Origin of the sequence: Candidatus Nitrososphaera evergladensis SR1, assembly GCF_000730285.1 — an archaeon.
GTDB classification, from domain to species: domain Archaea; phylum Thermoproteota; class Nitrososphaeria; order Nitrososphaerales; family Nitrososphaeraceae; genus Nitrososphaera; species Nitrososphaera evergladensis.
This window is the reverse complement of the sequence record NZ_CP007174.1, coordinates 1556581-1580796: the sequence shown is the minus strand read 5'-3', so window position 1 is coordinate 1580796 and position 24216 is coordinate 1556581. Positions and strand designations below refer to the sequence as shown.

At 49.4% G+C, this 24216-nt stretch carries 24 protein-coding genes and 1 pseudogene; 15 read left to right on the top strand and 10 right to left on the bottom strand.

The window, feature by feature from the left end:
• Positions 1-17 precede the first annotated feature (17 nt).
• Positions 18-854 (bottom strand): coiled-coil domain-containing protein, encoded by an 837-nt coding sequence (locus tag NTE_RS08525; protein WP_148700636.1) that lies wholly within the window; start codon positions 852-854, stop codon positions 18-20.
• A gap of 529 nt (positions 855-1383) precedes the next feature.
• Between NTE_RS08525 and NTE_RS17590 the strand changes: the two are divergent.
• Positions 1384-1521 (top strand): annotated as a pseudogene (locus tag NTE_RS17590) (DUF5679 domain-containing protein); the annotation flags it as partial.
• Between the two features lie 233 nt (positions 1522-1754).
• Entirely contained in the window at positions 1755-2771 is a 1017-nt protein-coding gene (gene radA / locus NTE_RS08520; RefSeq protein ID WP_148700635.1) for a DNA repair and recombination protein RadA, read from the top strand.
• Between the two features lie 7 nt (positions 2772-2778).
• Here the strand turns inward: radA and trpD are convergent, their stop codons facing one another.
• Both trpD and NTE_RS08510 read right to left on the bottom strand, forming a co-directional pair.
• Positions 2779-3861 carry an anthranilate phosphoribosyltransferase gene (trpD, locus tag NTE_RS08515; protein WP_148700634.1) on the bottom strand — a complete coding sequence of 361 codons (1083 nt, stop codon included), beginning with the start codon at positions 3859-3861 and terminating at the stop codon, positions 2779-2781.
• Position 3862: 1 nt separating this feature from the next.
• A complete protein-coding gene (locus NTE_RS08510) occupies positions 3863-4471 on the bottom strand; it encodes an anthranilate synthase component II (RefSeq protein WP_148700633.1) in 609 nt (202 codons plus the stop codon).
• A 213-nt stretch (positions 4472-4684) separates the two neighbouring features.
• Here NTE_RS08510 and NTE_RS08505 point away from each other — a divergent pair, with 213 nt between their 5' ends.
• Entirely contained in the window at positions 4685-5734 is a 1050-nt protein-coding gene (locus NTE_RS08505) for a type II glyceraldehyde-3-phosphate dehydrogenase (protein WP_193354066.1), read from the top strand.
• Between the two features lie 189 nt (positions 5735-5923).
• Here NTE_RS08505 and NTE_RS08500 read toward each other — a convergent pair whose 3' ends face one another.
• The gene (locus tag NTE_RS08500; RefSeq protein WP_226986921.1) at positions 5924-6421 is read right to left on the bottom strand and encodes a hypothetical protein; all 498 of its coding nucleotides are present in this window, start codon (positions 6419-6421) and stop codon (positions 5924-5926) included.
• 97 nt (positions 6422-6518) lie between these two features.
• Here NTE_RS08500 and NTE_RS16560 point away from each other — a divergent pair, with 97 nt between their 5' ends.
• Positions 6519-6680, top strand: a complete 162-nt coding sequence (locus NTE_RS16560) for a hypothetical protein (RefSeq protein ID WP_158385291.1) — start codon at positions 6519-6521, stop codon at positions 6678-6680.
• A 12-nt stretch (positions 6681-6692) separates the two neighbouring features.
• Here the strand turns inward: NTE_RS16560 and NTE_RS08495 are convergent, their stop codons facing one another.
• Entirely contained in the window at positions 6693-7247 is a 555-nt protein-coding gene (locus NTE_RS08495; protein ID WP_148700631.1) for a CBS domain-containing protein, read from the bottom strand.
• Between the two features lie 96 nt (positions 7248-7343).
• On the opposite strand from NTE_RS08495, the gene prf1 reads away from it, so the two are divergent.
• From prf1 to NTE_RS08475, 4 genes are all read left to right on the top strand, one after another.
• Complete coding sequence (gene prf1 / locus NTE_RS08490; RefSeq protein WP_148700630.1) at positions 7344-8624, top strand: peptide chain release factor aRF-1; 1281 nt, start codon at positions 7344-7346, stop codon at positions 8622-8624.
• 316 nt (positions 8625-8940) lie between these two features.
• On the top strand, positions 8941-9321 hold the full coding sequence (locus NTE_RS08485; RefSeq protein ID WP_158385289.1) for a cupredoxin domain-containing protein: 381 nt from the start codon (positions 8941-8943) through the stop codon (positions 9319-9321).
• A gap of 218 nt (positions 9322-9539) precedes the next feature.
• Positions 9540-11186 (top strand): ATP-binding protein, encoded by a 1647-nt coding sequence (locus NTE_RS08480; RefSeq protein WP_148700628.1) that lies wholly within the window; start codon positions 9540-9542, stop codon positions 11184-11186.
• 53 nt (positions 11187-11239) lie between these two features.
• Positions 11240-11842 carry an Ntn hydrolase family protein gene (locus NTE_RS08475; protein WP_226986920.1) on the top strand — a complete coding sequence of 201 codons (603 nt, stop codon included), beginning with the start codon at positions 11240-11242 and terminating at the stop codon, positions 11840-11842.
• A 16-nt stretch (positions 11843-11858) separates the two neighbouring features.
• Here the strand turns inward: NTE_RS08475 and NTE_RS08470 are convergent, their stop codons facing one another.
• Together NTE_RS08470 and NTE_RS08465 are read right to left on the bottom strand one after the other, a co-directional pair.
• On the bottom strand, positions 11859-12542 hold the full coding sequence (locus tag NTE_RS08470; protein WP_148700627.1) for an Lrp/AsnC family transcriptional regulator: 684 nt from the start codon (positions 12540-12542) through the stop codon (positions 11859-11861).
• A gap of 114 nt (positions 12543-12656) precedes the next feature.
• Complete coding sequence (locus NTE_RS08465; RefSeq protein ID WP_148700626.1) at positions 12657-13097, bottom strand: PUA domain-containing protein; 441 nt, start codon at positions 13095-13097, stop codon at positions 12657-12659.
• 153 nt (positions 13098-13250) lie between these two features.
• On the opposite strand from NTE_RS08465, the gene NTE_RS08460 reads away from it, so the two are divergent.
• Positions 13251-13973 (top strand): TIGR00266 family protein, encoded by a 723-nt coding sequence (locus tag NTE_RS08460; RefSeq protein WP_148700625.1) that lies wholly within the window; start codon positions 13251-13253, stop codon positions 13971-13973.
• A gap of 132 nt (positions 13974-14105) precedes the next feature.
• Here the strand turns inward: NTE_RS08460 and NTE_RS08455 are convergent, their stop codons facing one another.
• Entirely contained in the window at positions 14106-14717 is a 612-nt protein-coding gene (locus tag NTE_RS08455; RefSeq protein WP_148700624.1) for a phospholipase D family protein, read from the bottom strand.
• A 496-nt stretch (positions 14718-15213) separates the two neighbouring features.
• Complete coding sequence (locus NTE_RS08450) at positions 15214-15411, bottom strand: hypothetical protein (protein ID WP_148700623.1); 198 nt, start codon at positions 15409-15411, stop codon at positions 15214-15216.
• A gap of 700 nt (positions 15412-16111) precedes the next feature.
• On the opposite strand from NTE_RS08450, the gene NTE_RS08445 reads away from it, so the two are divergent.
• The 3 genes from NTE_RS08445 (at position 16112) to NTE_RS08435 (ending at position 21385) form a co-directional block, all read left to right on the top strand.
• Positions 16112-16471 carry a hypothetical protein gene (locus NTE_RS08445; RefSeq protein ID WP_148700622.1) on the top strand — a complete coding sequence of 120 codons (360 nt, stop codon included), beginning with the start codon at positions 16112-16114 and terminating at the stop codon, positions 16469-16471.
• Complete coding sequence (locus NTE_RS08440; protein ID WP_158385287.1) at positions 16468-16785, top strand: DUF2080 family transposase-associated protein; 318 nt, start codon at positions 16468-16470, stop codon at positions 16783-16785. The genes NTE_RS08445 and NTE_RS08440 overlap by 4 nt, the downstream gene beginning before the upstream one ends.
• Positions 16786-17782: 997 nt before the next feature.
• Positions 17783-21385 carry a kinetochore Spc7 family protein gene (locus NTE_RS08435; protein WP_148700620.1) on the top strand — a complete coding sequence of 1201 codons (3603 nt, stop codon included), beginning with the start codon at positions 17783-17785 and terminating at the stop codon, positions 21383-21385.
• A 372-nt stretch (positions 21386-21757) separates the two neighbouring features.
• Here the strand turns inward: NTE_RS08435 and NTE_RS08430 are convergent, their stop codons facing one another.
• Complete coding sequence (locus NTE_RS08430) at positions 21758-21970, bottom strand: hypothetical protein (protein WP_148700619.1); 213 nt, start codon at positions 21968-21970, stop codon at positions 21758-21760.
• 110 nt (positions 21971-22080) lie between these two features.
• Between NTE_RS08430 and NTE_RS16555 the strand changes: the two genes are divergently transcribed.
• From NTE_RS16555 to NTE_RS08420, 3 genes are all read left to right on the top strand, one after another.
• Entirely contained in the window at positions 22081-22254 is a 174-nt protein-coding gene (locus NTE_RS16555; protein ID WP_158385285.1) for a hypothetical protein, read from the top strand.
• A gap of 456 nt (positions 22255-22710) precedes the next feature.
• Positions 22711-23058 carry a hypothetical protein gene (locus NTE_RS08425; protein WP_148700618.1) on the top strand — a complete coding sequence of 116 codons (348 nt, stop codon included), beginning with the start codon at positions 22711-22713 and terminating at the stop codon, positions 23056-23058.
• Positions 23055-24002, top strand: a complete 948-nt coding sequence (locus tag NTE_RS08420) for a hypothetical protein (protein ID WP_148700617.1) — start codon at positions 23055-23057, stop codon at positions 24000-24002. Before NTE_RS08425 ends, NTE_RS08420 begins: the two co-directional genes overlap by 4 nt.
• Positions 24003-24216: the final 214 nt, after the last annotated feature.

Genomic DNA, 24216 nt, shown 5'->3' with positions numbered 1-24216 from the left:
TTGCTATGGTGTACGTCTTAATCCTTTTCGCTGTAAAGAAGTCGCAGCTCGTCAAGGCTGAGTTTAGAGCCTGACTCTAGTTTCTTTCTGGCAGTCTCTTTTACCTTAAACAGCGCGTCGCTTGGCAGGTTGTAGCCGTACTCCTCCCGCTGGCGCTTTCTCATCGCAGACATTTCATCCAGGCGTGCGTTTATCGCGTCAAAGTGCTTGACAATATCCTCGTACTCGGCAAGGCGCAAATTGCGCTCCGCTGCCAGCTTGCGCTTTGCGTCGTACAGCTTGTCCATTTCCACGTTGATTTCTGCCGTTCTGACGCGCAGTGCGTCGCGCTCGTCGTTGAGTGCCTTTACTGCGTTGCCAATGTCTGCAGACTGCTGCGTGAGCATGACGTATTGGTCCTTTATCGTGCGGATGGCCTTTATCGCCTCCATCTTCATAGAGGCGTCCTTTATCTTTGAGAGTATCTCGCCTTTTTCGCGCTCGCCTTTGTACTGCTTGGCGTCAACCAGCGCCTGGTTTGACGCAACAATTGCCTGCAACTCTTCTTCCTTTTCTGCTGGAAGCCTTGCCTCCATCATGCTCAGAAAATTCTTGGACTGCGAGATCTTTTCGCTTATTGACAGGAGATCAGAGTTGCGCTTGTCGACTTCTGCCCTCACCTGCCTTGCCCTTTCTGTAACAGAGTCTAGCGCCGTTTTCTGGGTCTTGATGGCCGTGACTATGGCGCGAAACTGGTTTCTGTCAATGTCAACCAGCCTGTCGGTCACGCTTTTCAGATCGCCGGCGACCTTGCGCTTTAGCGTAACAAGGTCTTCCCACCCAAGCGATTCTAGCGCCTTGCCGTCTGCCTCCAAGACACTCAGAATACGAGCAAAAATAGTATAAAAATATAATCTCTATGCCGACAGATTGTGTTGCTATATCTCTGAAAGAACATTTCAGGACAACGGATGCATGAAATGTTGTGCCTCTTCAGGCCAGTAAAAGATCTGCAAGTTTGCAAAAGCAATTCTTTTTCATAGGCAAGGGACGTGGGCATTAAGAAAAGCGACTGACAGGTTATGCGTGCTATGAAAATCGTCAATTCTTTAAGGACGGAAATGCGAAAAACAGAGGCAGACACCGAAAATTCCTTCGTGACGTATGCCGATTTCAAGACATCGCCAAGAGGTGGGGGTTGGCGAATTCCACCACAGGTATGCGGCGGGACAAGCTTTCCAGCATAATTTTAGCCAAAAATGGCCCATTTTTGCTCACTCGTTGCAGATTTTTTTATTTAGTGGCTGCATTTTGAGCAACTTTGCACCAATTTCATGCCCAAACGACCGAAAATCGGCCATTTTGGAGCTATTCTTATATCCAAGCGTGCGGGACGTAGGCACGTTGGCAACACAAGCATATTGTGTAAAGTGTAAAGCAAAGAGGGAAATGAAGGGAGAAAAACAGGTCACCATGAAGAACGGACGCAACGCGCTTTCTGGAACATGCTCGGTCTGCGGGACCAAGATGTTCAAGATTGGCGGCGGTGGAGGCGGCGCAAAGGCCAAGGCCAAAGCGCCTGCCAAGAAAGCTGCCAAGAAGAAGGCAGGAAAGAAGAAAAAGTAAGTGACGTTATCCTTGTCCGGGCTTCTCCCCGGACATTTTTTCACCTTTCAAGAATTTGACGACATCACTACTACCACCACCCGCCCCCTCCCTCCCCCACAAGTGCATCTGATATTATATACTCCGTTAGTATCGTAACAAGCAGAAATATGACCGAAACTTCCAAAAATGTAATGGAGTTTGAAATAGAAGACATTGAAGGCATCGGGCCGACCACTGCTCGCAAGCTGAGAGAGGCAGGCATCAGTTCAGTCATGGAACTGGCTACTGCAGTTGCAGACGAGCTTGCAACAGACCTTGGAGGCTCTAAAGAGACTGCTAGCAACTTTATCATGGCAGCGCAGAAACTCCTCCGCGAAAGCGGTGTCCTTGACAACGAGTTTACCACTGCCGACGTTGAGCTTGAAAAGAGAAAGTCGCTCCTGCGCTGCTCGACAGGTGCAAGAGCACTAGACGAGCTCTTGCTTGGAGGCATAGAGACGCAGGCGATAACTGAATTCTACGGCGAGTTTGGCTCTGGCAAGTCCCAGATATGCCATACACTGTGCGTCACGGCCCAGCAGCCGCCTTCTGAGGGCGGCCTTGGCGGCGGCGTGATACTGATAGACACCGAAGGCACATTCAGGCCAGAGAGGGTCGACCAGATAGCAAGGGCAAGGGGCCTTGACGCAAGCGAGGTATTGAAGCGCATAGCCATATGCAAGGCATACAACTCTAGCCATCTGGAGCTGATTGTCAAGTCGATGGGCAAGTACATTGACGACTTTAAGGCCAAGATGATAATAATCGACAGCATCATCTCGCTCCACAGGGCCGAGTTTTCTGGAAGGGGCACGCTCGCCGACAGGCAGCAGCGCCTCAACGGCCTGATGCACAAGCTGGTCAGGATAGCCGAGATCTACAACGTCGCAGTCATTGTGACAAACCAAGTCCAGTCAACGCCGGACACGTTCTTTGGCGACCCGACCAAGCCCGCAGGCGGAAACGTGATAGGCCATGCGTCCACATACCGCATCTACCTGAGAAAGGCAGGGAACGACAGGGTGGCAAAGATAATCGACAGCCCGTACCACCCCTACTCCGATGTCCGGTTCACCGTGAACGAAAAAGGCATCGACGACACGGAAGAAGCCCCGAAAAAGAAGTCCAAGGACGCTGACGAATAACAGCAGGCTAGAGGAGAAGGTATTTCTTTTCTGCCTGCTCCAGCGCTTCTTTATTCCCGCACTCGCTGACAAGCCGCGCAAGTTTTTTCTGCGCTTGTCCGCTTTTTATTGCGCCACGTGCAATTTCTACCCCTTCCTTCAAGTCGCTTGCAACCTTGCCCACCACGAGCGCGGCAGAGGCATTGAGCACCACCATGTCCTCTTTTTCCTGCGGGCCATTGCCATATATCACGGCAAGCGTGCTTTTTATCGATTCATCCTTTGTAGTCACCACCAGCTGCTCAGGTCTTGCAACTGCCATGCCCACCACCTTTGGGCTCAGGCGCAGGCGCTTTGTTGTCTGGCCGTCACCGGTCACCCACAGGATGTCGTTTTCGCACGTGTTTGACAGCTCGTCAAAGCCATCTGCCGCATGCACTATCATCGCCTCATTGATGTAGCCCTTACAGGCCTCGGCAAGGGTCTCCATGAAAAACGGCTCAAATACGCCTATAACCTGGCCTGAAATGTTTGTGCACGGGTTGCTCAGCGGTCCTACCACGTTAAAGACAGTCCGTATTCCTACCGTCTTTCTTGCCGGCGCAACGTTCTTCATTGCAGGGTGGAATGCCGGCGCAAACAAAAACCCGATGCCAGTATCTTCCATGCACTTTTGCACTTTAGCCGGCGGCGCGTTCAGGTCAAGGCCGATGCTTTCAAGGAAATCTGCGCTCCCGCAGACTCCTGATACAGACCGGTTGCCGTGCTTGGCAACCTTGGCGCCTGCGGCAGCCGCCACGACTGCCGCGGCCGTGCTGACGTTAAACGTCCTTATCGAGTCCCCGCCGGTCCCGCAGGTGTCTATGAGCGGGCCGCCGACAGCAGGCGTTATCCTCGTGGCATGGCGCCTGATTGTCTTGAGGATTGCGCGAAGTTCCGCAGGCGTCTCGCCCTTCATGGCAAGGGCTACAAGAAACGACGCAATCGAAGCTTCAGAAGCTTCGCCAGCTAATATAGAATCAAGCGCATCTGCCATTTCTGCCTCCGAAAGCTCGGTCCTTGCGACCAGCTTGCGTATGGCCGGCCGCAGGTCTGCCTGCGCGGTGCTCATTTTATTTTTCCACCAGTGAGAGAAAGTTTGAAAGTATCTTGCGCCCCTCGCCGGTCAGTATCGACTCTGGGTGGAACTGGACGCCCTCGATTGGGTACTGCTTGTGCCTGATGCCCATTATCTCGCCGTCGTCTTTGGCGCGGGCCGTGACTTCAAGGCAGTCAGGGATGGTTTCCTTGTCTGCGACAAGCGAATGGTAGCGGGTTGCCCGGAAGGGATTGCTCACCTCTCCAAAGAGCCTGTCGCTGCTGTCGCCATATTCGATGGTGCTTGTCTTGCCGTGCCTGACCTTCTTGGCGTTTATCACCTTGCCTCCAAAGGCATGTACTATGCCCTGGTGCCCCAGGCAGACTCCAAGTATCGGAGTCTTGTGTCCAAGCTGTTGTATAACATCGGTGCAGACGCCAAAGTATTTCTTGTCTGCAGGGTGGCCGGGTCCGGGCGAGATAACTATGCCGTCCGGCTTCATCTTCTTTATCTGTGCAAGCGTTATCTTGTCGTTTCTTATGACCACGGGCTCGGTGTCCATCTCGCCCAGCAGCTGGGCGATGTTGTACACAAAAGAGTCATAGTTGTCGATAACTAGGATTTTCTTTTTCTTTCCGGCCAAGGAAGAAGACCTAACCTTCGGTTGACGGGCTGCATTCTTGCCAAAAGCGACCGCCTCTTTCCATTTGACTCCACCGGAAAGGTGCTTTTATTGTATTTAAATCTAGTGCGCTTTACCACATGTGTAGAAAGGCTCTAGGCACCAATCTGGGAAGATATATAATCCAAGACTTGCAAAAAACACCTTGCCTTCAGAAGAAAAAAGAGTGAGTGAATGGTTTTGGTCAAGGTCTTCATAAACGGATATGGAAACATCGGCCGGCGCCTTGCGACCGCGCTTTCTGCAGACAAGGAGATCCAGTTTGTCGGAGTTGCCAAGTACACAATAGACGACAAGGTCAAAGAAGCGCTGGACAACCGCTACAGCGTTTTCGTGCCGGAAAACATGGTTGCCGCCTTTAAGGAAAAGGGCTACAACGTGACAGGGCCGGTAAAGGATGCAGTTGCCGCCGCTGATCTTGTGGTAGACGCTGCAAAGGAAGGAGGCGGCTTTGAGAACAAAAAGTCAATGTACGAGCCGATGAAAAAGACTGCCATATTCCAGGGAGGAGAGGACCGCCACGGCGAAATGGCAGTGGCAGACATGATACACAATTCACGCGTGAATTATGCCAAGGCGCAGGGGCGCAAGTACGTCATACAGGGCAGCTGCAACGTGTCCGGCATGGGCCGCATAATGCAGCCGCTTGTTGAAAAATACGGCCCGCGCATAAAGCGCTGGGACGTATCGCTCATCAGGAGGTGGGCAGACCTCGAGGACACCAAGGCTGTCAAGGACTCTATTGAATGGGACAGGCACCCGCACCACCAGGACGACGTCAAGGACTTTATCCCTGACGCCAACCTGTACGTCGACGCCTTCAAGGTGCCTTCCCGGATGATGCACCTGCACCAGATGATGATACGCTTTGACGGAAAAGCGCCATCAAAGGACGAACTGCTTGAATGCTACAGAAACGAGTTTGGAGTGGCGATATTAAGCTCCGCCAAGGGCACGGGAGACGTCCGCAAAAAGGCGATGGAGCTTGGCTTTGCGCACGGCGACACCAACATGGTCCACATACACGGCGACATACTGCGCGTGCAGGATGACACCGTGAAGCTGGGCTACTCTGACGACCAGACAGGCATGGTGATACCGGAAAACCACATGCTCATCCAGTCGATGGCGTTTAGGCGCCCAAGGGAAGAGGCGCTGAAAAGAACCGACAGCCTTTTCCAGATGAGCAAAAAGCGCAAGATCCTTGAAGAAGAATTCAAGTAGCAGTAACAACAAAAGAACGCCAAAAGTCGATTCACCGGATCCTGCCTGCTCAAAGGCGTTTGCAACAAATCATAAACGGTTTGGATAAAGGGTAAAAGCCCTTTTCGGCAGATTGGTTCTCGTAAGTCGACAGCCTCGGCTTACTTCATTCACAATATGGAAGGGCCGGTCGGCATTTCCAGCTAACTACTACCGCTGCTCTTCCATATTGTTACTTGGTTTTATTGCGCAGCTCCGAGTCACGCGCCTGTTCACAGAATAAAGCGCCCACGCAAGAAGGCCTATTGAGACAATGCGCAGGGGCAACTGGTACTGCACAAAGATGCTAGTTGCAGCGGCCCCGGCGACGCCAAACGTGCTAGCCATGAAAAAGCCAGCTGACGTGCAGCCAGCGCAGGCACTCGATATGACGCCAAGAGTAGATCCGGAAAAGAACGACGCCCCTATCCTGACTTCAGACGTCCTGAATATGTAGACGTTCATGCTCACAACTATTCCAAGCATGACGGCCGTTATGGTCGAAAGTGCAAACCCCGCCCATCCGCTTGGCGGCACGTCAAAGGCAAGGATTGGCGAAAAGAATAGCAGCTGGTCAAAGTGAGCCATCAGCACCCAAAAGCCTGCCGCAACTGCAATAGCAAGGGCGATGTGTGCCTTGCTTGAAAATACTATTGAAAACGAGTTCATCTTGTGGCTAGAACGACAGTATCGCCTGCCGCTTAAAACCGTTGCTTGCCTGGAAAGGCAGAAGAATTCAAATACCGATTACGCATGTACGTCTTCCGTGAAGAAAGCGCAAGCGCGGCAGCAGGCATCATCATCACCACAAAGGAAGGAATGCGCCCTCTGCGGCACAACTCTGCCAGTGGGAAGCGAAGTCAGCATCTGCGGCGAGTGCATGAAATGCGCAGACTGCTGCGTCGGCCTGGAAAGCCTGCGCGACTAGTAGCAGCAGTAGCTATTCGACCATTTTTAGCGTGTCAGTTATCGTCACTATGCCCATGACGTTTCCTTTTTCGCTTACGAGTATGCACTTTGCAAACCGCACAAGAGGTACTAGGGCCTTTGCAGGAGTCGACACGTCAACTATGGGCGGAGGCGACTCCATCACCTGGTAAACCTTAAAGTCCTTGAGCTCGCCTTCGTCCTTTTCAACCATTATCTTGGCAAGCCCATCCTCCGTCAGTATCCCGACCACCTTTGAGCCGTCAAGCACTGGTATCTGGCTGATGGAGTTTCGGCGCATCATGTCAATTGCCTCGTGTAGCTTTTCGTCTCTCTGGACGGATATCAACTTCCTGCTGCAGATGTCGCCGGCTTTCATCGACGTCTTGCCCTCAAGCGAGCCAAGGGCTTCGAATATCTTGCGGGCAGTCTCGTAGCTGGGCTTGCACCTTCCAGATTCAATCTGGTTTATCATCGAGGTACTGACCCCGGTGAGCCCGGCCAGCTTGCGCTGGGTTATCCCAAGGCGCATCCTTGCTTGTTTTATGTACTCTAGGCGCGGTAACAAACAATTTGATTTTGTCTTTTCAACTTATATAGTCTTGCGGGTTTTTTCCGTAGTTTTATATTATGTGCGTGCGGATTTTTGTCGTTACGACTGTTTATGGTGAATAGTGGCAACGGCGCAGAAAAGTGGGATTCGGTCAAGCGGTACAAGCTGACCAAGATGATAAACGAACTGTCAAGTATAGCCGGCCACGGCACCGAGCTTGTCACCGTCTATGTGCCACCAAGGCGCCCGATATTTGACGTCATCTCCCAGCTGCGCAACGAGGCAGGCACGGCTTCTAACATAAAGTCGGACCTTACACGAAACCACGTGCAGGACGCCCTGAGCAGGACGATGGAGCACCTAAAACTATTCAAAGAAACGCCTGAAAACGGCCTCGTGATATTCTGCGGCGCCATACCGACGGGCAAGGGCTTTGGCACCGAAAAGATAGAGCTGACGTCAGTCATTCCCCCAAAGCCGGTGCAGATCAGCCTGTACAGGTGCGACGACCATTTCTGGACGGACCACCTCAGGGAGATGCTAAAAGACGAAAAGGTGATAGGCATCCTTGCGATAGACACGCAGGAAGCAGGCCTTGGCATACTGACTGGTGACAGGTGGGAGGCGATTGATTCATTGACTTCTGGCGTCGCAGGCAAGCACAGGCAGGGAGGGCAGTCGGCCCGAAGGTTTGAGCGCCTGCGCGACAACGAGCTGAACGAATACTACCACCGCGTTGCGGACCACGCCAAGGCGGTCTTTATCGACCAGTTCAACGTCAAGGGCATAATCGTCGGCGGGCCGGGCCCCACCAAGGAGAGTTTCCTAAAGGAAGAGTACCTTGATTACCGCCTGCAAAACAACGTGCTGGCTACGCTTGACACCTCGTACTCTGGCGACGAGGGCGTGCGCGAGATAATAGACAAGGCGCAAAAGGACGGCATCCTTGCAGAGTTTCGTGTCATGGAGGAAAAGCAGCTCGTCAAAAAGTTCATGGGAGAGGTCCATTCGAGCAAGGGCCTGGGCATCTATGGCATTTTCGACGTCGTAAAAGCCCTGCAGGGCAACATGGCAGACCTGGTGCTCGTCACAAGCGACATTTCGTACATGAAACTGGATTTCAAGTGCAAGTCGTGCAAGAACGTGCAGGAAAAGATAATCGACCGCGCGGCACTCACGGCGACCAAGCAGGAGATCCTGTCAAAGCCGTGCCCCGTCTGCGGTGCATCCGACTTTGAAGTCGTTGAAAAGGACATCGTAGACTACCTCCAAGAGCTTGCTACAATGACGGGGACAAGGCTTGAGGTGATTTCAGGCCAGACGGAGGAAGGCGCGCAGCTAGGATCGCTTGGCAAGATAGGCGCGATTCTGCGCTACAGGATCATGCAGTAGTACTAGCAGCAGGGCTGCAAGAGCAGCTGGCAGTTTCCTTAAAGCACCCCGAGCACACAAAGAACGTGGAGCATCCAAGTGGCGAGCAGGCTTCAAATGACTTGATCTCCCTGCCGCAGGCGCATTTGTCCACCATGACAGAGTTTTATGCTGAAAAACATATCTAGCTTGCGGCCAAAAACCAACATCCCCTCCGAGAGGCCTCGCAGGTTATGCACGCAGAACGAGAAATCTTTTACAACAATTTTCTACATTTTTTTCAAAACTCTTTTAATTTTTTACAAGTTCGCATCTAGTGATGAACAGGAAAGCAACAATGTTAGCAGCGGGAGTTGCGGCTATTTTGGCAACGGCCGTGTTAGCTCTTGCTGCAGGCCAACAAGCAGCCTATGCTGCCAATGTCAACATCGACATTGTGTCGGGGGCATCAACCAAAACAAATGATGCATTTTCTCCAAATCCAGGACAAGCGCACGTAGGTGACACAGTGGTGTGGACCAACAAGGACGGTGCAATACACACTGTAGAGTCGGGCGCCAATGGGACTCCAGACGGCAAGTTTGGCGTCAAGCCCGACAAGAGCCCAGAACTGATTCCGCCAGGCAAGACCCTTGAATTCAAGCCAACAGAAGCAGGCGACTTCAAGTACTTCTGCTCGCTCCACCCCGCTATGGTTGGCGAGCTCAAGGTATCATAAGACAGAGAGAGGGCCTGAGCAAATACCTGGAAAAAGTTTTTTTCTTCAATCATCATCACCACCCAACCATCTCTTTTTTTATGCGCAGCCTTGAACTTCCAGAGACTGTGCCAAGCAAGCTTGCCCCTTTTTCAGGTCAGAACCGTTAGAGCAGATTGTTAATCGTTGCACCGTGCGCATATTTAATAAAGGTATACAGCTTACCTTTCTCACTAGAGATGGCCACTCAACTCAAGGTTCACCCGTCATTTTTCAAGGAATTCGCAACTAAAACATGGGTTTCCCCAACAGAAATCGTCAAAGAGCTGGTTGAAAACGCCTTTGACGAAGACGCAACGAAGGTTCTCGTCACGGTTCTCAAGAATGGAATATCAATCGAGGATGACTCTGGAATGGATCAGAACGGCATGGAAAAGTTCCTGCTTCTTGGCTCGCCCCACAAAAAAGTCGAGTCCATTTCTCCGAAACTAAAGAGGCTGAGAACAGGCAGGTACGGCACGGGCAGGCTGTCGTTTCTCACCTCGTTTGAGAGCATGAGGATAAGGACAAGGCGCGGCTCGTTCCACAAGGCGTTCATGATCGATGGAAACGTCCTCGACAGGCTTTTCACAGGAAACGCCGCCCTTGACGAATTGAAGGAGCCGGCGCTAAAGCGCGACGGCACCGAGCTTGTAATGTCTGGCTCAAAGGTTGAAAGCGACATCTTTAAACTGGCAAAAGAAATCCGCAAGCTTGCAATACTGCGCCAGCCTTTGTTTGAAGTATTTATCAAGTCTGCCGATTCGTTCTCAGAATGGGACTTTTCCGGTGCGCAAAAGATAACAGCTCCGGACATCCAGGGCCACAAGATCCCAGTCAGCCTTGATGGAGGCAAGATAGCTGGCGAGATAGTAATAGCGCGCAGGCCGCTTTCAGACGAAGAGCGCGGGATCGCAGTCATGGTCGGAAACCACATCGTGACTCGCAGCAACTTTGGCTTTGACACAAAGCTCAGCCGCGTCACCGGCTACGTCCGATGCGACACGCTCACGTCGAGGTTTGCCGACAAGTCGGCGCTGATAGAGGACGAGGAATACATCAGGTTTAACCAATCCATGAAGACTTTTGTCATCGACACCGTAATCCCCAGCCTGACAGAGTACGAAGACGTCCTGATAACAAGGGAAGAGTCCAAGATCTACCGCGAGATAGACAAGGTTCTCGGCCAGGCGATGGTCGATACTCTTGAAACGCAGGAAGAAGTGCAGGGCTACGAGATGGTCGACGTAAAAGAAGTGGTCAGGACTAGTACTTCCAAGTCAGGGGAGGAAGAAGACAAGCATCCTGCTGCAAGGCACGGCGGCGCGCAGATGCAGGAATATGAAGAGATCAAGCCGCTTGCGCCTGAAAGCAGCGGCATGGGCAAGGCCGAACATGCAAAACAAGAGACAGTAGCTGAACCGCAGTCGTACAGGTCCGTGCCGGTGGAAGAAGCGTCAGATGTCCAGGGCGAAGTAGTCGATGTCGTTGACGAAAAGCAGGTCGATGGCACGGTCATCAGGACAAAAAAGATCCGCAAGCCAATCGTGAAAAAGACGTTTGCGCTAAAAAGGATCGGGTTCAAGGTAATCCCGTACGAGGACGAGTCCGACTCAAGATACAGTTTCACAAGCGACAACGTCGTTTTCGTGAACAAGGCCAACTCGACGTACAAGGCGGAATCCTCAAGGGGCGACGAGTTTTTGCTCAGGCACATCATCAACATGGTCGCAGAATCAATAGCGAGTGCCAAGCACCCGGAGGGCAAGGAGGCGCTTGAACTTCAGAACCGCCTCGTCTCCGAAGCGATCAGGATCCACGACTACTCCGTCCTAAAGCACGCCTAGCCGGACGGAAACGACTATATCTAACTGCCAGCGCGAATTAGAACGATAGATATATGGCCTTTGAATTCATGCCGGGCGCTACCGTGGTGGGAATCTCGTACAGCAATGGCGTGGTCCTGGCCGCGGACAAGAGGATTTCGTTTGGCAACTTTGTCGTGAACAAGAACATGAAAAAGACGTTCCCTGTCACCCCGCACGTGGGCGCTGCCTGCGCAGGCATGGTGGCTGACATGACGGTCCTTGTCAGGCAGGTCGAGGCACTTGCGAAAATCCGCAAGCTTGAGACAAGGCGCGAGGTTGCGCCAAACTCTGTCGCCAAGCTGATGTCAGTCATCATGTTTGAGCGCAGGTATTTCCCGCTTCTCACCCAGGTCATCGTCGGCGGCGTAAACGACAAGCCCGAGATATACACGCTTGACCCGCTCGGCTCCGTCCTTCCTGACCAGTACGCGGCCGTTGGCACGGGCGCGGAAATGGCGCTAGGCATCATGGACGCAGAATTCAAGCAGGACATGAGCGAGGAAAACGCCAGGGAGCTGGCAATAAGGGCAGTCAGGTCGGCAACTCAGCGCGACGCCGCTTCAGGCGACGGAATCGAGGTGCTGGTCGTGAGCCGAAACGGCACAAGGGAAGAAACCGTTCCGATAAGGAACTAGGCTTTTTCTCCCTCTTCTATCCCGATCCTATTATCGAGAGATCGGTTTCTTTCTTTCTTCCCACGACTTCAATCGACTCAAACCACGAGATTTTCTGGATACCAGAAATGGACTTGATTTTCTCAGATATCTCTATGAATTCTTGATTGCTGTCCAGTATTGCTTCAACCTTCAGGTCTGCCCCATCTCCAAATGTACGGGTGAGGGCACTCACTTTTTCAAGAACAAGAATTTCCTTTGTGACTTCAGATCTATCTCCCACGCCAAGAGATACGATAAACGTGATATGCCTCTTGCCGAATTTCTCGTATCTTAGACCATATGATTCGCTGATGAATTCTTCCTCAAGTCGTTTCCGTCTTCGTTGAACAGTGCTTAATGGTATGTCCAATTCCCTTGATAGTTGCAGAGAGGAGGGGTTACCACCACATTCCAGCAACGCCTTCAATATTTTCCTGTCAACTGCAGATAGGATGACCCCTTTCGTTCTTTGGGAGTTCATTGGATTGCCATTTGAATTTATGATCACCTTGTTGAGATTGTACAGAAGATCCGACAGCTGGTCTATTGTAAGCGATTCGAAAAGACTTGCATTGACGCCTATATTCTCTAATTCTGCTACTATGGCCTGTCTGGATACATTACGTGCATGGGTGGTGGTTGTTTTGACGATTGGGGCATCCTGCCCGAGATTAGTCAATACCCTCCTACAGAACAGGTATGATTTAAATCTATCTTTAAATCTTAACTAAATACAGACACTAGATAAAGAAAAGCCATTTTCTTGCTTCCAAACATTATGGAGATATCATCATCATATTTCCTTGTACGCTTCCCATATCTTGTCGCTGATGTAGTGCAGGTTGTCAATGACATAGCCCTTTTGCATCGCTTTTGCGGCCTCGCTATCTTCTAGTGCGATGCCAACAGCAAGCATCTTGCCGTGCGTCTGGTCCTGCACGGTCACAATGTCGCCCTTTTTGAAGCTGCCAAACTCGACTATTCCCGGCCTGAGCACCTTGGCCCCGTTGCACACGAACTTGACCGCCCCCATGTCCACCTTGACTGACGGAAACTGTGCAAGTGTCTCGGGCTTGCCGCCAAGGAACGGGATGATGATGATATTGTCATCATCCTTTACTCGCACACACGTAATTTCATCGTCAGATACGAGCAGGTGCTTGCTTTCGTCGACTTCGTACACCTTGAACGTCTTGACCTTTGGGACCGTGCCGGCAGGCCAGAGCGCCTTCATCCTGTCAACAAGGTCTGAAGTCTCGCTTTTTGAAAGAACAGAGATTTTCAGTTTTTCTCACGCAAACTATGCCTGTCATCGTTATTATCGTTTACATTACCTCTCATTCTTGCAGGCACAACTTTATACGCACATACAAACAATGCCAAGGACATGCAGTTTGGCATAGTCAAGGCACCCATGGCGCTTCTTGAGGTTCAGATGGCGGCAGGAGAAAAGATAACCGCGGAATCCGGCGCGATGGTGTACATGAAAGGCGACATCGAGATAAAGACAAGGACGAGAGAAGGCGGGTTTTTGAAAAAACTAAAAGTCACGGCTCTTGGAGGCGAGTCGTTCTTTGTAAACGACTTTGTCGCAAAAAGCGACGGCTGTTCCATCGGCCTCACCGGCCCGCCCATCGGGGACATTGTGCAGCTTTTGGTAAAGCCGGGAAGCGGCTTTATCGTACAATCCGGCTCGTACGTGGCGTCCACCGCCGGCGTGCTCCTTGACACCCAGTGGCAGGGGTTTACAAAGGGGCTTTTTGGCTCTGAATTTTTCATGCTAAAAGCAACTGGAGAGGGCTACCTCTTTGCAAATGCCTACGGCGGCATCATACAAAAAGACCTGCTGCCCGGCGAGAGGATGACGGTTGACAACTATCACCTAGTCGCGCTCGGCGAGCAGGTGCATTACAACGTCATCCAGGTAGGCGGCATGAAGACAACGATACTTGGAGGCGAAGGCCTTGCCACAGAGTGCACGGGGCCAGGTCCTGTTCTGTTTCAGACAAAGAACCTGCGCGAGCTAATAGACATACTTGGAATAAACCAGCGTGCAGAAACGACATCAAACAACACGGGAGTTTCGTTTGGGGGATTCAGGATAGGCTAGGCTAACAGCTAGGCGTTTGTGTGCGGTATTCAGTATTTAAACAGGTGATTATTTTGCCGCACATCCAACCCTCCTAGTGAATAGGTGGATATGCCAGTCAGGAAAGCTGTGCGGCGGGCACAATGTTCGTGGTTATTTAGTCAGACTCCTTAGTTCACGTTTGATAACATCGAAAATGGAATCTCTATCCTCTACTTTCTTGGATCCTGTTCTTTCATGGATTTGGTAATTGGCACGTGTACCTTGGCGTGGGTAAGTTGAAGTATGCTGATATGTGTTGCTCTTGTTTCCAAATGCTGATGCAAGTGCATCCTTCCATGCGCTTTCAAATGCTTCCCTAGCTAGCTGAACATCTCTGTGACTGCGGTAGACGTCAATGGTCTCACCATTTTCCCACATGCCAGCTCTTGTCAGATTGGCAGAACCCATTACAGCATATTCATCATCAATTATGTACATCTTGGAGTGTTCAAATGACATCCTGTGACTGATCACGAGTGTCTTGAGGGTATCAAGTTTTTCCTTTCTTTTCGCCTCTGCAAAAAATTCTCTTATGTGAAAATCTGATTCGACATTTTTGTCTGAAGTCAATACCTTTACTAAAACTCCTCTTGCTGCTAGACCTGTGATTTTTTTTGCATATTCTGAGGAGATATAAGGTGAGCAAATTAGTGCCGACCGACGTGCTCCAAACAGTTGCTCAACGACATGACGACCTGATTCGTTGGTCCTTTCTATCGGCATTAAATGATGGTGAATCTTTGTATTGTCTATAAAAGACGGTGGCTCATTAATCGGGCTTTATTTTAGACGGCAGCTATGTCTCTACGTCACGCTCTTCTATTTGCTTCTCAACTAGCGCCAAGGTGCGGGCGTCCGCAAACTGCAATGCGAATAGATATGCTGAAAAATCATAATCACTATAGTAGTATCTGCCAAGAATGCTCGCAACTGACCCTCTACCGGGAGATTGCGAAGTCCTTAGTCTAATTAGGAAATATTCTGGCATTCAAGGCAAGTATCTCATAATGGAAACAGGATTCAGTCACGACAGAACTATTGATGCGGTAAAGGAGTTGGTCCTGCGGAATGTAGTTCATGTTGACTTCTCAAACTATCCGAGGTTTTGGGAATGCCGGTTCTACGCCAAATAGGATTAGTGCGAATACAACAAGCTGGCGTGGCAGGAGGCAAGTCTAGCTAGGGCTCCTGAGGTTGACTTCGCAAATAGCTCGAGCGACTATTCCTCTCTTCTTATCCCGTGTGACCTCATCATATCCTCATATCTGTTGCAGTACTTCTTTGCAACCGAATAGAAGTCAAAGTAAGTTCCCTTTTCACCATTTACCTTTCTTCGCAACTCCTCTAAATCGTTCCTCTGCAAGGCTGTCAGCAGAGGTTCGTTTGTCTTGTACATGCTGTTTTCTTTAGCAGGCATAGTGAAGCTTATTCTATAGAATACTCGTAGATAAATATAGCTGCACAAGAGATTGAGAAGAAACTTTTCAAAGATGATACTTTGTGGCACACTGGTTTGTAACTCTTTTTTCTTATCATCTTGGTCATCTCTAATAATAATAGGGTGTAGAACGCACAAGCACAAACGATTCCCATTGTAATCTTTCTCTTCTGTCATTCTGCCGATTTCATTTTTTATATTACTATGAGCACAGCAAACATGAAAGTAACGATTAGCATCAGTAGAGCAACACACCAGCGACTCAAAGATACAATGACATACGGAGATACATTCGACAGCCGGATAAACGACTTGCTTTCAAAGAAGGAGTCTGATGAACAATGAAGAAAGGTCCCGGTCTACGCTCAATGCTAATCAATCAAACTTACAACTCGTTCCTGATCGCATATAGCGGTACAAACTATTACACCGCTTCTACTCTGCTAAAATCACTAAGCAGGTTAGTTGGTGCAAAAATTCCGCAGCCTCCATTACGGCCGCCGAAGGTCAGTATTCTTGTAAATCAAAAACCTTGGGAGGACTACTGCGCAGCGCAGTTGGATAATGTGATGATATCAACTGACAAGTACTTGAAGCGTCACGGCAATGTAAGCTCAGTTAGGCTGTGGACAGACGAAGACGAGCGCAGGGAACGTGAAGAGCAGGAGGAGGAAGGCGAATGACGGCTAGCGATGATATCTCTCCCTCAAAAGAAATGATTGAAAGGTTTGACATGTCCGAGGAGGACATTGAGGACTTTAAGGCAAACCAATACCGGTTAAAATACGACGATGAAGAGAGTGTGGCGCTTTGGCTTGGCTGCAAATCCTCAGAGTTCATGCTCACCGATCCCAAGAAAGCGATCCAGCTTGTACGAGCATCTATCCTGACGTTAGGCTACAATCCTCCACCTCTTAGCAAGGACGACAACGCCACTACTGATGATTATTTGGAATACATGCACATCTATGGTGACTTCCTAAGAAAGTATGAAGAAGATGCTCCTGCTAGATGGGCCAAGGAGCATGTGCGGAAATGAAATACAGGGAGGTCCTAGAAGAGGTGGAGGATCATAAGTGGTTAATGCAGTACAAACCCGGTTACAGATTTACACGAGCCTACAAAGAACGGCAGCGGAAGATAGAGGGTTTCTACAGATATGACCTGCTTCGATATCTTGAACGTGGGATCAAAACTCGCAAGACCCTTCATTACATCCCATCATCAATGGTAAAGACTGTAAAGAGTTCGGGCACATGTACTCACATCACACTGCCAAGAGCTTGGCGTGGGCGAACAGTTAAAGTGGAATTATTGCCGGAGACGGGAGAGCATGGCGGTCAGCAACAATAAGCCAGATTGGTTTTGGACTGACGATGGCCAGCTAATATGCAGGGTCAAGATAGGGCCGATACGTAGGCAGCAGGACCATCCTCAGCCACATACTATCTACAGCTGATGCCACATATTCTTTTTGAGGCGTTAAGCGTTATATGCAACCCTCATCAGTTTGATAAAAAAAGAGTCGTTGAAAATTGTCGTTTTGGATTTGCCATTCATGTAATAAGGGCGTGGGCGCTCCTTATACAACTAGACGTTCACGGTTCTTATCAGTAGTCTTCTATATGGCTTGCAGGATCTCCAGAATGTGTTATAGTCTTACGGAACACATGAAGGTTCGGTATGAAAAGAGCTGACATAAAATCTGCTTTTTGAATCCCTATTTACTTTAATAAGCATTTGAGGCCCTTACGCTTACCATTTTACGCAGTCTCTGCCTGCCATTTTGCTACCCGATGTTTGCACTCAGACGTATTTGATAACCTGTATAGCTGCACCAGATCTTGCAAAAAACTTCTATTCTTATAAGCGTGAAAGAATGTAACGGTAATATTCAACTTTTCATGATCATAAGTTCATCCTCTATTAATAATAGGGCTAAATGCGCATTAACGTTCTTTGATTCTTGCATTCTTTCATCGGCATATACGGCTAGCCATTCCCACTGTGCACGAAAATAACACCTAGAACGAAGAGGACCACCATTGCTATCGCCACGCTGATTGAAGCAAAGGCATACTTCTTCCACGGCTCCATCATCCGTTATGGTGTTTCATGATTCTTGAACTTATTGGCGGCAACGACTAGTAGAAGATTCTTTGAAGGCTAGCCTTTCCTCCTTTCTTGCCAATTATGTTTAATTATTTTTTATTGTAATGAGTCAGAAAGTTACTACCATATCATGCCGTCCTGAGATCAAGGAGGCCCTTAGAGCAAAAGCCCTTCCGTACGAGAATTGGGATTGTTTGCTAGCTAGACTGGCCGGAATAAGGGAGGGCAGGAGCTAGCCATGACTAGCATGGAAGACAATTACAAAAAGTATCAGTTAGCTAATGCTGAATTGCAAAAAAAAGCTATTCAGACAGGGCAAAGTCAGACCTTGACCAGTGCCGATCTAGCAGCGCAAGCATCGGCACCGGCTGCAAACACCGGTGGCGTCTCGGCAGAAGCAGAACGTACGCTGGCCACGCAGACATTCTTGGAAGCACAGCGAAGAGCTCAGGAACAGGCGCTATCTAGTGGGCAAACGCAGAATCTCTCCGACTTTCTGCCAGAAGCCCGGCAGGCTGTCGAGGATAGGTATACCGTCGCCATCACTCCCGGCTTCGGCAAATTAGGCGGCGGCAGCAGGTACGAAGAGGGACCAAAGCGCACTATGAGCATTCCAATCTACGACAAGGCGGCCGAAAACAAAGCGTTGGAAAAAAACTATGCCGCATACCAATCGCAGAATCTTGCCGCACAGCGTCAATCCTTAGCGCAATCAGGACAAAACGGGGCATCACAAAGGGTTAATGTGAGCCGGCTCGCACTGGGCGACCACATCCTTCAGTTTGTGCGTGAACAGGAAAAGGGAGGGAAGGTAAAGTATGCAGGACAGGTGGAAATGTCTCCTACAGGTGACATCAGCCCACTCTTCGTAGATGTGGCGGAGAGCAAAAAGTTCTACGCTGAATTTATGGGGGCTCAACGTGAAAACACCGCTGCTCGCAAGGCCAACGAAAAGGCAGAAGCAGATTATAACGCATGGATTAGCGGCATGCAGGCCAAAGGCTTTGGAGGGCTTGTAGAGACTAAAGATTCCTCCGGTAAGACTACAGCCAAGTTCACAACTTTCACTAGCGGTGGTAAGACAGTGGCAGTTCGTGATGATGGCACCTTTGAGATTCCGGATCCATACAAAGATGCGAAATTAAATCTAGATGCTGCCGAGCAGGTGTGGCGCTTTGGCGTCGAGGGATTCGGCGCTGCGGGTGCAGGACTGGTGAGTTTAGGTGGCAATCTGATCAGCAAGGCGGAGGATGCACTAGGATTTAAAGCGCAAGCGGAACGGACTCGCAATAATAGTGCCGCAGCATCACAAGCAATCAAGTCAGCCACGGACCTTGGTGCGTTCAGTACACTTACTGAAAGTATAGGCAGGACCTTTGGCAGCGATACATTTTATGCCGAATCGTCTAAAGCAGCGCAGGACAAAAAAATTATCGACGCACAAAACATCCCCGTAGGCAGCATAGTGGGGCTCGGTGCTGCCTATGGTGTGAAGGAATTGGAAAAGAGTGGCATGAAACAGTCTGTCGAAAGTGCAACTGGCCTGTCGTTCGGCAGTGGGGATGAAGCCATAGCGCAACAATACAAGGCACTGCAAGAACGGCCTGTTGAGTTTATTGGCGGTACCATTGCAGACATTGCCACATTTGGCAATCCTGTAAAGATTGTAAAGGATGTAAGCAAGGTTGCATCCGGTCTCAAACTTACCCGATCTGTTGAGAAGGAAGCGCAGGCTGCGGCAAAAAGAGCGGGTGTCGAGGGCGACGTTTCTGTTAGGCCCATCGAACAGCGCAAGATTCCGGCAACCGGTGAGGTCGTTGACGTGCCACTTCAGCCTACACGCTTTGCGAACGTTGCTGTAGCCAGTCGCAACGTAAAGATTCCATTGGTAGGCGGTAAGAAAATAGATCTCGGCATCATGCAGAACGAGACACCTATTGCTTCCATCAATATTCCAGAGAGCATAAGTGTCAAGAAGTTAACCATCAATCCAACTAGAGAGGTCGTGACGCAAGAGGGTACACCGATTGGGATTATTTCACCTAGGAGTAACACAGCCATCATCCAGAATCCATCTCCACTGCCGCTTGCAGCAAAGGCAGATCTTGTCGGTCAAGACCTCAAATCTGTCACATCAGTTCAAAACACTGCCGAGTGGTTAAAGAATCAAACAAAGGCTCCAAGTGCTGAGGAGATCAAGGCACAAGGCGTGAACCCATACTTCCATAGTCCCAAGGTTCAAGAGATGATTGAAAACTATGCTTTCAAAAACGACCCGACTCTTAACATGAAGTCTCAGAAACTATCCAAAAAGTTAGAGCCATTGTATTCCAAGGCAGATGACCTTAGGGACCAAAAGGAAAGATTGCAATCACAAGTCGTTGATATCGACAACCAGATCTCAACTGCCAGTAAATCGAACCCTGCTGATATGTTTGGCATTAATAGCGGCGATGCTGCAAGCTCGAAAGAGCTCGCTGACTTGACTAGCCAAAAATCCGACCTCTTGCAAAAGATAGCTGGCATTGAGGAAAAAATAACGGGTGTTCAAAGTGAAATATCCAGCACAACAACAACCTTTGGCATCAAGAGGGCCGACGCATTAGGCGCACTGCAACACGCAAGCGAATTTTTCTATAAGGTAGGCGGAAAGGGAAGAATTAATCCGGCGAAAGGAGGAGCGCCGGCGGATGTCATGTTCCCAAAGGTCCAGAACGCTCCCAAGTCCTCTAACCTGATAGCAAGCAGTACCACAGATGTTTATAACTTGGAGCAAAATCCAGCTTTGCCTAGTGCCAGACTTTCCAGACTAGCCGGCTATGACCTTGCAAGAGATTCTGAAGGACTGGACCCGTTATCCGGAAACTATTTCATAACCAAAGGCGGCAAGGCGATAAAACTGATGAAGGAACAAGTGGCCACTGATGTGGAGTTTGATCTTAATAAGGTCAGCAAGTTTGTCAAAGAGGATACAAAAAGATCCAAGGCTGTTAGTGATGAGGCAAGGACAAAGAAGCCGAGCACACCATTCAAGTTTGATGTTGAACCGGCCAGAACACCATCGGCAGAACTTCCAAAGACAAATGGCGGTAAGTTGATTGAGGTTAGTAGTGCCAAGGAAGCTCCGAGCTTTGCGAGTGTGAAAAACACGATATTTGATGCCGAGCAGTCTGCAAAACAGGCGGGTAGGAGTCTAGGATTAGGCGGTAATGCGGCAGGTTACGCAAACGCCGGCCTGCTAGGATTCAAAGGAGCTACTGGTGTAGAAAGGGTCAATAAGAAAAGAACTGTCACAAATGAAACAACCGAGTATGTTCGCTATCCGGGTGAGAGCTTGGGGCTAAAGAGTAGAGAAAGTAGAAGGACAGAGAGCCTAGTTAACCCTGGCAGTCTGACTGAAACATCAAATCCATTCAACATTAAGCCACAGAGAGGAGGGCTGGATGTTGCCAATCCATTTTCCCACGGCACCGGGTCGAGAAGTGGAGCGAAGACGGATATCTTCACAACTCCTAGAAACATCACCTCAACAGGTTCCCGCTTAGATCAGGGGACTATTACAGATCTAAACTTCAGGCTTGATACAACCACGGGCAGGCCTCCGAGAAGTCCACCCACTAGTCGGAAGGTGCCACCTATCGCAATTCCAACATTCATGCCGGGCGGTGTGGCGGCCAGTCAAGGGAGCAAGGGAGCCGGAGTCAGTTCGTTTAAGCAAAGAGGCGTAAGAAATATTCTGTTCGGAGCCGGTGCCTTTGATATTCAGGAAGGCGGTCAGAAACAGGTAAAGGCTGGAAAATCAAAAGGAAAGAAGAAAGGTCTATGGAAGGGGTTGTTGTGAGCTCGCCTTTGCCTTCCTGCGATCACGCATAGCCCAATACAGACAGACTGATGCCCCGCCTAGCCACATTGCAGCGCTGATGCCGGCGTCTGACCATGATTGGTAGAGGCTGGCGAAACCGTTAAGCCATACTGCGACGCAGACGCCTGCCACAATGAATTTACCGAGACCAATTATTTTTGCCATTGCTATCACCATAAAAAGTGGGGCTAGGCTGAGCCCTCATGCTCATCACACATATCGCACTTTAGGCCCATCTGGTGCATGGCATTGTGGAGCAAGTCTCGGCCGAACGGGGACCTGTGGACCTCAGCCAGCACGCACCCCATTTCAACGATACCATGCTCCCGGTGTTGGAGGGTGGCGGCCATGTTAAGCAGTCACCTCAGCCTTGCGCTTGCCCTTGAAAGTCGTTCCCATTAGCAGCCCCAATGAGAATACTGAAGCTGTCAGGATCGGTGCACCCAACGGCGTGTGGAGTGTGGCTGCCCCGTAGGCTGTTCCAAAAATCAGGGCTCCAGTTGCGACGGCTGCGACGACTTTGCTTGCGGTTATTTTGTTTGCGTTGTTTGTTGCGTTATTCATATTACAGAATACCGTAATCTAGTATATAATATGATCTCAGCTAACCAGCTTACGTAAATCAGCTATTGATAGGTACTTTTATATACTAAATCAAGAAATTACGATATATCGTGTTAAGCCCTAAGGAGGAGCAGTTTTTGAAGGACCTGAAGAAAGGTAACATACAAGCTTATTCTGACGGCTATCGCAAGACGCTGAAGAGCAGGATTCTAAAGAAACGGGCAATTATGACCGATCAGGTTCTTTTGATTAATTCTGTGCTGAACGCTTTGCAAAAGTTGTAAAATGGGAGGGAAGGGTCCCTCCAAGATGTTTTCGCTTACTAAGTTGGTTCACCCATCCTAATGGCTAGCTCGCTTGCATGGTTCGCTCCTTTTTCTGGCTTGCCAACTTCTGTGGGTGTGTTATGATATTAAAGGCTAGTTTTGGATGAAAGCATAGACAGTCGCCGTATTGTAACCACCTTATCGGTATCTACCAATCTTTAGGTAGCAAACCTTATAATGGTGTTATATAAACAGTACTACCCTTAAATATCATATTTCTTTTTTATTATGTAGAATGTATAGTGAACAAACTACGCTAAAGCGCCTTACCTGCGGTAAGTGCGCCTATGAATGGCTATACAAGGGCAGGTCCCCTTTTTGGACATCCTGCCCTAGGTGCAGGACCAATGTGAAGACAAACGTAGACGGGATGGCGGGACTTGCCGAATTTAATAAAAAGGAGGCAGTCACTCGGTGACCAGCCAAGAGACCACATCCAACGGACCTGACTACAGCATAAAAAGTACAGACAATGATATAAAAGGTAAATCCGACAGCAAGGGCCAAACAGAGATACAATGGTATGGCATAGTCGTGGCTTGCCGAGGCGGCAAGAAAATAGTATTCTACAGTAGATGGACAAAAATCACCGTTAGATACAACAAGCTGAAGGCAGTCATGTACAACTCTGATGATCCCAGAGCTGACTTCTACCAAGTCTGCCAAGACGTAGGATTGATAGTAGACTCTACAAGATGGAGCGAAGACGAGTGCGGTGTTCCGATGGTCGAATGCAGAATTAAGGAGTATGGTCCTGTATGAATGAGGAGCTTGATAAAAGAAAAATCAAGGGAGTGAACGTGGATGAGGCGGAGTTCCACGCCAAGGCGGAAGAACTTTGGGGCAAGTATGAACTGGCAATCATTCCTCTACGATCCCCTTTAGACAAATCCATGTCTAAGAGTAAAAGAGGATTGCTTCCTGTGGATAGAGATTGGCAGACTAGAGATTATGATCCGGACCCGTTCGTCAAAGGCTCAAGATATGCCAAGGGATTCTATCCTAACCTTGCCATTGCAACGGGATCGCCGGGGAATCATGTGTTACTGTCTATGGACAGGCGGGAGTTGCCAAAACTGCCACTTTCTGAGGACCTCTTGACGAAATTAAAGAAGAGCTCAGAAATATTGGCTCGTGGAGGCGGGAGGCTTTTGAAGTACAAGCGAGAAGAGTTTCCAAATGGTATTCCTACTATCGAACTAGGAAAGACAGCAACGTTATATGGCAATGGGCACTACGTCCCCGTCTTACCTTCATTCACAGTCGAGTGGGATAAGTATGAAGCCGCATACGGACGTAACAAATGCGGTATGATGATGCCTAATTTTGGAGTTGTTGAGGTATCGAAAGCCGAGCTGCTTAAAGTATTGCAGTGCTTCGGCGAAACTCTACCGGAGGAGAAGGAATCGAAGAAGATCAGTCATAGTTACATGGAAGATCATAAAGAGAACATTAACAAGTTCATTGCTGCTTGCTGTACAGTAGGTTTTGGTAGGAGAGTGCAGACTACAACTTTTGTGGATGAACTAAACAAGTGGTGTGCCAAGAACAATCTGGCTCCTATTGATGAGGATAGAGTTGGCAACGTCCTAAATCCTATGGGCTTCAAGAGAAGACAAGCTAGAGTGAACGGAGGACGTGCCCGGTTCTACGAAGGGTTGTCTATTTCCTTAGATGTCACCAGTGTCACCACTGGAATGGCATAGGTAGGGATAGCTACTTACCCTATTTATTATAATTTTTATTTATTATTTATTTTTATACAATACACGGTATAGTACCACTCCCTATGCCACTTCACTGGTGACACTGGGTACAGCTAACGAAATAAACAGTCATTGATAGAATCTCCCTTGTCTGCCGTCACCACTGTCACCAGTGGGTGCTTAGGATACACTGGCACAATCCTCTCCCCTCTAT

What these genes read in the sequence shown, in the direction of transcription:
- radA (WP_148700635.1), top strand. Translation starts at nt 1,755, where the DNA reads ATGACCGAAACTTCCAAAAATGTAATGGAGTTTGAAATAGAAGACATT.
- trpD (WP_148700634.1), bottom strand. Translation starts at nt 3,861, where the DNA reads ATGAGCACCGCGCAGGCAGACCTGCGGCCGGCCATACGCAAGCTGGTC.
- NTE_RS08505 (WP_193354066.1), top strand. Translation starts at nt 4,685, where the DNA reads ATGGTTTTGGTCAAGGTCTTCATAAACGGATATGGAAACATCGGCCGG.
- NTE_RS08500 (WP_226986921.1), bottom strand. Translation starts at nt 6,421, where the DNA reads ATGAACTCGTTTTCAATAGTATTTTCAAGCAAGGCACACATCGCCCTT.
- prf1 (WP_148700630.1), top strand. Translation starts at nt 7,344, where the DNA reads ATGGTGAATAGTGGCAACGGCGCAGAAAAGTGGGATTCGGTCAAGCGG.
- NTE_RS08485 (WP_158385289.1), top strand. Translation starts at nt 8,941, where the DNA reads ATGTTAGCAGCGGGAGTTGCGGCTATTTTGGCAACGGCCGTGTTAGCT.
- NTE_RS08480 (WP_148700628.1), top strand. Translation starts at nt 9,540, where the DNA reads ATGGCCACTCAACTCAAGGTTCACCCGTCATTTTTCAAGGAATTCGCA.
- NTE_RS08475 (WP_226986920.1), top strand. Translation starts at nt 11,240, where the DNA reads ATGGCCTTTGAATTCATGCCGGGCGCTACCGTGGTGGGAATCTCGTAC.
- NTE_RS08465 (WP_148700626.1), bottom strand. Translation starts at nt 13,097, where the DNA reads ATGAAGGCGCTCTGGCCTGCCGGCACGGTCCCAAAGGTCAAGACGTTC.
- NTE_RS08460 (WP_148700625.1), top strand. Translation starts at nt 13,251, where the DNA reads ATGCAGTTTGGCATAGTCAAGGCACCCATGGCGCTTCTTGAGGTTCAG.
- NTE_RS08455 (WP_148700624.1), bottom strand. Translation starts at nt 14,717, where the DNA reads ATGCCGATAGAAAGGACCAACGAATCAGGTCGTCATGTCGTTGAGCAA.
- NTE_RS08450 (WP_148700623.1), bottom strand. Translation starts at nt 15,411, where the DNA reads ATGCCTGCTAAAGAAAACAGCATGTACAAGACAAACGAACCTCTGCTG.
- NTE_RS08445 (WP_148700622.1), top strand. Translation starts at nt 16,112, where the DNA reads ATGACGGCTAGCGATGATATCTCTCCCTCAAAAGAAATGATTGAAAGG.
- NTE_RS08440 (WP_158385287.1), top strand. Translation starts at nt 16,468, where the DNA reads ATGAAATACAGGGAGGTCCTAGAAGAGGTGGAGGATCATAAGTGGTTA.
- NTE_RS08435 (WP_148700620.1), top strand. Translation starts at nt 17,783, where the DNA reads ATGACTAGCATGGAAGACAATTACAAAAAGTATCAGTTAGCTAATGCT.
- NTE_RS08430 (WP_148700619.1), bottom strand. Translation starts at nt 21,970, where the DNA reads ATGAATAACGCAACAAACAACGCAAACAAAATAACCGCAAGCAAAGTC.
- NTE_RS08420 (WP_148700617.1), top strand. Translation starts at nt 23,055, where the DNA reads ATGAATGAGGAGCTTGATAAAAGAAAAATCAAGGGAGTGAACGTGGAT.